Origin of the sequence: Streptomyces sp. ActVer, assembly GCF_027270795.1 — a bacterium.
In the GTDB taxonomy this organism is placed as follows: domain Bacteria; phylum Actinomycetota; class Actinomycetes; order Streptomycetales; family Streptomycetaceae; genus Streptomyces; species Streptomyces umbrinus_A.
Window position 1 is genome coordinate 1 of the sequence record NZ_JAPWHT010000468.1, and the last position, 7,797, is coordinate 7,797.

Annotated in this window: 5 protein-coding genes; 4 read left to right on the forward strand and 1 reads right to left on the reverse strand. The window is 71.7% G+C overall.

Features of this window, described 5'->3' with window-relative positions; translation table 11 throughout:
- Positions 1–135: 135 nt before the first annotated feature.
- Complete coding sequence (locus O3Q52_RS44195) at positions 136–1,389, reverse strand: cytochrome P450 (RefSeq protein WP_269654164.1); 1,254 nt, start codon at positions 1,387–1,389, stop codon at positions 136–138.
- A 256-nt stretch (positions 1,390–1,645) separates the two neighbouring features.
- Here O3Q52_RS44195 and O3Q52_RS44200 point away from each other — a divergent pair, with 256 nt between their 5' ends.
- The 4 genes from O3Q52_RS44200 to O3Q52_RS44215 form a co-directional block, all read left to right on the forward strand.
- Positions 1,646–1,972, forward strand: a complete 327-nt coding sequence (locus O3Q52_RS44200; RefSeq protein ID WP_269654167.1) for a hypothetical protein — start codon at positions 1,646–1,648, stop codon at positions 1,970–1,972.
- A gap of 264 nt (positions 1,973–2,236) precedes the next feature.
- A complete protein-coding gene (locus O3Q52_RS44205; protein ID WP_269654168.1) occupies positions 2,237–3,397 on the forward strand; it encodes a sugar MFS transporter in 1,161 nt (386 codons plus the stop codon).
- Positions 3,398–3,493: 96 nt separating this feature from the next.
- Positions 3,494–5,260 carry a beta-galactosidase gene (locus tag O3Q52_RS44210; protein ID WP_269654165.1) on the forward strand — a complete coding sequence of 589 codons (1,767 nt, stop codon included), beginning with the start codon at positions 3,494–3,496 and terminating at the stop codon, positions 5,258–5,260.
- Positions 5,260–7,797 (forward strand): beta-galactosidase (locus O3Q52_RS44215; RefSeq protein WP_269654166.1); only part of this gene is annotated, 2,538 nt, incomplete at its 3' end. The genes O3Q52_RS44210 and O3Q52_RS44215, both read left to right, overlap by 1 nt.

A 7,797-nucleotide genomic window follows, 5' to 3' on the forward strand; every position in this document is an offset into this window, starting at 1 on the left:
GGCGCGGGGAACGGCGCGAGCAACCGCGGTGGGCCGGCACGTGACGAACCGGCCTCGGCACCGGTGTCTTGAGGGGCGCGGGGAACTGCGCGACCGGCCCCCACCGGCCCGCAGCCCGGCCCCCGGCAGGACCCGTCAGCCGGTCGGGTTCAGCCGTACCGGCAAGGAGCGGTGGCCGTTGGAGATGAAGGAGGCCACCGGGGTCAACTCCTGCTCAGGAAAGGCCAGTTCGAGGTCGGGGTAGCGCTCGAAGAGGGCAGGGAGGGCGATGCGGGCCTCCATACGGCCCAGCGGCGCGCCGAGGCAGAAGTGGACGCCATGGCCGAAGGCAAGGTGCTCCTTGCCCAGGCGGGTGACGTCGAAGCGGTCGGCGTCCACCCCGTGGTCCTCGGGGTTACGCCCGGCGGCGGCATACGCGGCAAGAATCGCCTCCCCCTTGCGGATCACCACGTCCTCGGGCCCGCCCAGCTCACCGACCGCCAGGTCCTCCACGGCGTACCGCAACGGCAGGCTGGCGACCGGCGCCTGCACCCGCAGGGTCTCCTCGATCACGTCGTCCCAGGTGGCCCGCCCCGCCCGGACGTGCGCCAGTTGGTCCGGGTGGGTCAGCAGGGCGTGAATCGCGTTGTCGATGAGATTGACCGTCGTCTCGTGCCCCGCGCTGATCATCAACACCAGCGTGTCGAGCAGCTCCTGCTCGCTCAGCCGCGTGTCACCCTCGTCGTCGCGCGCGGCGATCAGCGCGGAGGTGAGGTCGTCGCCGGGCGACTCCCGCTTGGCGGCGACGAGTTCACCGAGAGCCGCGTACAGCCGCGTATAGATGTCCGTGACCTCCTCAGGCGTGGCGGCGGTGTTGAAGATGCCGTCCACGACGGCCCGCAGCTCCGCGCCCTTCTCCTCGGGCAGTCCGAACAGCTCGCTGATCACCTGGATCGGCAGCGGATAGCAGAACTCCTCGCGCAGATCGACGACCTCGCTCCGCCGCCCGGCCCCGTCGATCCGGTCGAGCAGGGACTTGGTGATCTCCTCGACACGCGGCTGGAGCGCGGCCGTCCGGCGGGCGGTGAACGCCTTCGCCACCAGGGTCCGCAGGCGTTTGTGCTCTCCGCCGTACGCCGTGAACATGTTCTGCACGGCGACCCAGGTGAACAGCGGCCACTCCGGGGAGATCTCCCCGTTGATCCACAGCGGCCAGTGCTGCCGTGGGTCCTTCGAGACCCGTGGGTCGGTGAGCAGCTTCTTCAGCAGGTCCGTACTACTGACCGCCCAGGCCTCCACACCGTCGGGGAGCTCGACCCGGGTCACCGGACCGCGCTCCCGTATCCGTGTCGCCTCGCCGTGGATGTCGCGACCGGACGGGTCGATGACGATGGAGCCCTGCTCTGACATGGGAGCCTCCCAGTATCTGAAACGCGAACTGCTCGAACACCAATACGGCGAGTGACGTTACGCGGCCGTAGGGTTCGCGAACGAGAGCGCGCGAGACGTGCTGCGCATGTCGACAAGTTCCCTACGCGTACTGGCAAGTTGGTGAACCGGGTCCGCCCTAGGGTCGTGCTCCCGTGCGAGAGGCGGTGAGTTCCGGACCATGCCCAGCGGCGATGTCCCCAGGTGGCTACGTCCCCTCGGACCGGACGTGCGGACAATGCCGGCCGGCGAGTGGTGGGACGCGGTGCGGGTTCCCCTCGTCACGGGCCTGAGCATCCTCGAACACCTCGGGCCGCGCACGGGAGCCGTCATCGAGGACGGCTACGGCGGCAGCGGCATCCTCTACTGGCTCGTCCCGCCGGGCGAGGCCGCCGACTGGGACCTCCCTCCGGCCCAGATCCTCGGCCCCGGCTCCCATGTGGCCATCCCGCCGCGCCACCGTACGTACGCCCCCGGCCTGCACTGGCGCGTGCCGCCGACCAGGACCCGGCACTGGACGGACCCGGCCGGCCTCCACGCCGCCCTGCGCGCCTCTTTGGCCTGACCCGGTTCCGGGCGTCCTCGGTCGACCTCCCGCCCGGGTCGCGACCTCACCCGCACTGCCTTGCCGCGGAGATCTTGACGGCTTGAGTTACCGGTAACATCATGGTTCTCGTAGCGCTGCCGCCGGCGTCCGGGCCGGCTCGTCGCCCACGGGAGCGTGGGCCGTCCACTGGAGTCCCGCGTGAGTGACCACGTGACAGGTCCGACGACCGCGCAACCGGTCGCGAGCGTCCCGAAGCATGCCCAAGTGGTCCCGGAAAAGCCCGTGTTCAGCCCGGCGGCCGTCGTCGCCTCCTGTGTCGGCTTCGTCCTCATCGGTGCGCTCCAGGCGCTGTACGGTCCCGCGATCCCCGCCTTCCGCGAGGAGTTCGGGCTCTCGCCCTCGGCCGCCGGACTGGGGCTGAGCGCCCACTTCGTCGGCGGGGTCGCGGGGGTCCTCCTCTTCGACCGGCTGTACGGGCGGCTCGGCAACCGGCAGATCCTCGGCGCCTCGTATCTGCTGATGGGCGTCGGAGCGGCAGGCTTCGCGCTGGCGCCGAACTGGCCGCTCGCCCTGGCCGCGGCCCTGCTCGCCGGGCTGGGCTTCGGCGGCATCGACTACGGGCTCAACCAGTTGTTCGCCGTCGGCTTCGGCCATCGCTCGACGGCCATGCTCAACATCCTCAACGCACACTTCGGCATCGGCGCGATCCTCGGCCCGGCCCTGATCGGCCTGGTCGGCTCCGAGCACTATCCGGCGGTCTTCCTCGTCTTCGCCGCAGCCAACCTGCCGCTGCTGCTCTGTCTCAGGGGCGTACGCGGCCATGTGCCGCATCCCGCCACCGGCGAACCGGCGGGGGAGCGGGGCGGACGGCAGGTGCTCGGCCGCAGCCTCGGGTCCGTACTCGCCGTCTTCGTCACCCTCTACGTCCTGCACGTGGGCATCGAGGCGGGCGTCGGCGGCTGGGAGCCCACCCATCTGGAGACCGTCGGTTACGGCGCCGGGGTCGCCGCCACCGCAACCTCCGTGTACTGGCTGATGATGACCGTCGGCCGTTTCCTCGTGGCCCCCATCGCGTTGCGCTACTCCGCCCAGGCCATCATCACCGTCTCGTGCGCCGGCATGACGGTCTGCCTGCTGCTGGCCGCCGTACCGGGCCTCGCCCCCTACGCGTACGCCGGTGTCGGGCTGTTCATCGCACCGATCTTCCCCACCGGGCTGCCCTGGCTCAACAGGGCCGCCCCGAAGGCCCGTAGGGCCGGAGCGGTGGTCATCGCCGCGTCCATGGTCGGCGGAGTCGCGGCCGGACCCGCGCTCGGCAAGGCCATCGAATGGTCCGGCGTCCGCGCGGTGCCCCTCCTGCTGGGCGCGGTCTCGGCGCTGTGCCTGGCGGCGACGGTGTGGCTGATCCGTGCGACGCGGGCTGTCGACTCCGACGTCGGCTGACGAGGACTCTCCCGGCCCGGCTCAGCCGGTCCCCGCCCCGAACTCCGTGCCCGAACTCCGTGCCCGAACTCCGTCTAACCGAAAGGAAGTTCCCGCATGTCCGCTCTGACGACGTCGTCCGACGGTTTCCTCCTCCACGGCGAGCCGTTCCGCATCATCTCCGGCGCGATGCACTACTTCCGCATCCACCCCGACCAGTGGACCGACCGGCTCCGCAAGGCCCGTCTGATGGGCCTCAACACGGTGGAGACGTACGTACCGTGGAACCTCCACCAGCCGGAGCCCGGAACCCTCGTCCTCGACGGCTTCCTCGACCTGCCGCGCTATCTGAGCCTCGCCCGCTCCGAGGGACTGCACGTCCTGCTGCGCCCGGGCCCGTACATCTGCGCCGAGTGGGACGGCGGCGGCCTGCCCTCCTGGCTGACCACCGACCCCGACATCCGGCTGCGCAGCAGCGACCCCCGCTTCACGGACGCGCTCGACCGCTACCTCGACCTGCTGCTGCCCCCGATCGTGCCCCAACTGGCCGCGAACGGCGGCCCGGTGATCGCCGTACAGGTGGAGAACGAGTACGGGGCGTACGGCGACGACACCGCGTATCTCGAACACCTCGCCCAGTCCCTGCGCTCCCGCGGCATCGACGAACTCCTCTTCACCTGCGACCAGGCCAACCCCGAGCACCTGGCGGCCGGCAGCCTGCCCGGCGTCCTCAGCACCGGCACCTTCGGCAGCAGAATCGCGCCCTCCCTGGAGCAGTTGCGCGCACACCGGCCCGAAGGGCCCCTGATGTGCGCGGAGTTCTGGATCGGCTGGTTCGACCACTGGGGCGAGCCGCACCACGTGCGGGATGCCGATGATGCCGCCGCCGATCTCGACCGGCTGCTCTCGGCGGGCGCGTCCGTGAACATCTACATGTTCCACGGCGGCACCAACTTCGCCTTCACCAACGGCGCGAACCACGACCACGCGTACGAGCCGATCGTGACGTCGTACGACTACGACGCCGCCCTCACCGAGTCCGGCGACCCCGGCCCCAAGTACCACGCCTTCCGCGAGGTGATCGCCCGCCACGCCCCCGTCCCCGACGAGCCGGTCCCGGCACCGGCCCGCAAACTCCCGCTCACCACAGTGGAGTTGGACCGCCGGGCAGCACTGCTCCCGCACGCGACCGCCCTGGCCAAGCCCGTCCGTGTCGACGCCGACCCGGTGACCGCGGAGGAGCTGGGCCTGCGGTCGGGCTACGTCCTCTACCGCACCACGGTCCCGGTCCACGGCGACGGACTCCTGCACTTCTCGGGCGGCGTCGGCGACCGCGCCCAGGTCTTCGTGGACGGCGCCCCGGTCGGCGTGCTCGAACGCGAACGCCATGAGGAGGCCCTGCCCGTGCGCGTTCCGCGGGCCGGCGCCTCGCTCGACGTGCTCGTCGAGAACATGGGCGGCGTCAACTACGGCCCGCGCATCGGCGCGCCGAAGGGGCTGCTCGGCCCGGTCACCTTCAAGGGCACGGCTCTGCGGGGCTGGGACTGCCATCCGCTGACTCTCGACAACCTGGGCTCCGTGCCCTTCGTCCCGGCGGCCGAGGCGCCCGCGGACGCCGGCCCCGCCTTCCACCACGGCACCTTCGAGGTCCACGCACCAGCCGACACGTTCCTCTCCCTGCCCGGCTGGACCAAGGGCCAGGCCTGGGTCAACGGCTTCCACCTCGGCCGCTACTGGAACCGGGGCCCGCAGCGCACGCTGTACGTCCCGGCGCCCGTACTGCGCCGCGGCACCAACGAACTGGTCCTGCTGGAGCTCCAGGCCACGACCGGCCCGCGCGCGCTCCTCACCGACACCCCCGACCTCGGCCCGGTGAAGCCCTGATGTCCCACCACCTGCGCGTTCCCGCACCCGCCGCACCTCCGTTAGCAGGCCATCTCCCCTTCACCGACGCCCCCGGCGTCCCCGACCCGATCGAGGTCACCAGCCGCTGCCTCACCCGCGGGGGCCGCCCGTGGTTCCCGGTCTCCGGCGAGTTCCACTACACCCGCTACCCGGCCCGGGACTGGGAGGAGGAACTCCTGAAGATGAAGGCGGGCGGGGTGACGGCCGTCGCCAGCTACGTCATCTGGATCCACCACGAGGAGGCCGAGGGCCGCATCCGCTTCGACGGGGACAGGGACCTGCGGCGTTTCGCCGAACTCTGCGGCCGTCACGGCCTGGACTTCATCCCGCGCATCGGCCCCTGGTCCCACGCGGAGGTGCGCAACGGCGGCCTCCCCGACTGGCTGCTGGCCCGAGCCTGCACTCCGCGCACGGACGATCCGGCCTACCTGACCCCCGTACGCACCTGGTTCGGGGCGATCGCCGGGCAGCTGCGCGGGCACGACCGCGCGCACGGCGGCCCCATCGTCGCGATCCAGATCGAGAACGAGCTCTATGACCAGCCCGGCCATCTGCTGACGCTGAAGCGCATGGCACAGGAGGCCGGGTTGAGCGCCCCGCTCTGGACGTCGACGGCGTGGGGCGGGGTCCAACTCCCGCCCGACGAACTGCTTCCGCTCTACGGTGGCTACCCCGAGACCTTCTGGACGGAGGCGGACGGCGGCTGGCCCGACACCTGCCGCAAGCACTTCTTCTTCACCCACCAGCGCGACGACGAGGGCATCGGCGCGGACCTGCGACCGATCGTCGTACGCGGCGGTGAACCGGCACCCACGGACCGATTCCCGTGGGCCACCTGTGAGTTGGGCGGCGGCATGGCGGTCGCCTATCACCGTCGCCCGTACGTCGACACGGCCGACGTGGGCGCCCTCGGCCTCACCAAGATCGGCTGCGGCTCGGTGTGGCAGGGCTACTACATGTTCCACGGCGGTACGAATCCGCCGGGCGAGCTGACGACCCTTCAGGAGTCCCACGCCACCGGCTGTCCCAACGACCTGCCGGTCCTCACGTACGACTTCCAGGCCCCGCTGGGGGAGTACGGGCAGTACCGGCCCTCGTACGACGAACTCCGGCTCCAGCACCTGATGCTGGCCGACTTCGGCCATCTGATCGCGCCCATGGAGTCCGTGCTTCCCGAGCGGCGCCCGGCCGGGCAGTACGACCGGGAGACGCTCAGGTGGGCGGTCCGCGCGGACGGGCAGTCCGGTTTCCTCTTCGTCAACAACCATCAGCCGCACGAACCGCTGCCGGACCATCCGGACACGTCGTTCACGGTGGAGTTCCCGGACGCCGGTGAACTGACGTTTCCCAGCGCACCCGTGACGGTCCCTCAAGGGGCCTATTTCTGCTGGCCGTTACGGCTCGACGTGGCCGGACTGCGGCTCGACTGGGCCACCGCCCAGCCCGTCTGCACGGTCGACGCGGACGGCCATACGGTCCTGGTGCTGGCCGCCGTCGACGGGATCGCCCCCGAACTCGCCCTGGACGCAAGCACGTTGAGGTCGGTCTACGCGCCGACACGGCGGGTCTCCTCGGCCGGTGGGCGCGTCCTGATCAACGGGCTGCGGCCCGGCACCGACGCCCTCGTCGAGGTCATCACGACGGACGGCAACCGGGTCGGCCTCCTGGTCCTGGACGCGGCGACGGCCCGTACCGCCTACCGGGGTGTCGCGTGGGGAGCGGAGCGGCTGGTGCTCTGCCCCGACGGTGTCGTCTTCGACGAGCAGGCGGGGGACGGCCGAGGGCGGGGGGATGGGCAGGAGGACGGACAGGAGGAGGGCCAGGGGCAGGGCCAGGGGCAGGGCGAGGTGCGGGTGCACAGCCGGCTGGCCGGGGAACCGTCGTTCGCGGTGCTGCCTGCGCCGGAGCGGGCGCCGGTGGTGACGGAGGCGAGTGAGGTGGGGGCGGCGACCGGGGTGACCGGGGCCGTCGTTCGGGAGACGGCGGACGGGGTGCTCACGCGCTACACCGTGCAGGGCGGAGGCCGCCACGCCGTCGTGGAGGCGTCGGCGACGCTGGTCCGGGCCGCCGCGGGACCGGCGCCCGAGCCGGTGACGGGCGTGCTGGGCCGGGCGAGCGCGCCGGCGGACAAGTACTTCGACACGGCGACGGCCGCCGAGTACGCCGTCGCCCTGCCGGACGGCCTTCCGATCCCGGGCACCCTGCTGCGCGTCCACTGGACCGGAGACGTGGCGCGGGCGTACGTGGGGGACACACTCGTGGCGGACCAGTTCGCCGCGGGGCGGGTCTGGGAGATCGCCCTGGACCGGCTCCCCATGGATGCCCTCCGCGAGGAGGGCCTGCGGCTGCGGGTGCTGCCCCGGCACGCGGACGCCCGGGTGTACGTGGCGGCGGAGGCGGCCGCCGCCGAGGCAGCGGAGACGCGGTGCCCAAGCTCAACCAGGCCGCGGTCGCGGCGGGCAGTGCCGACATCGACGCAGTGTCCAGCGCCACGTACACCAGCGGCGGCTACAAGG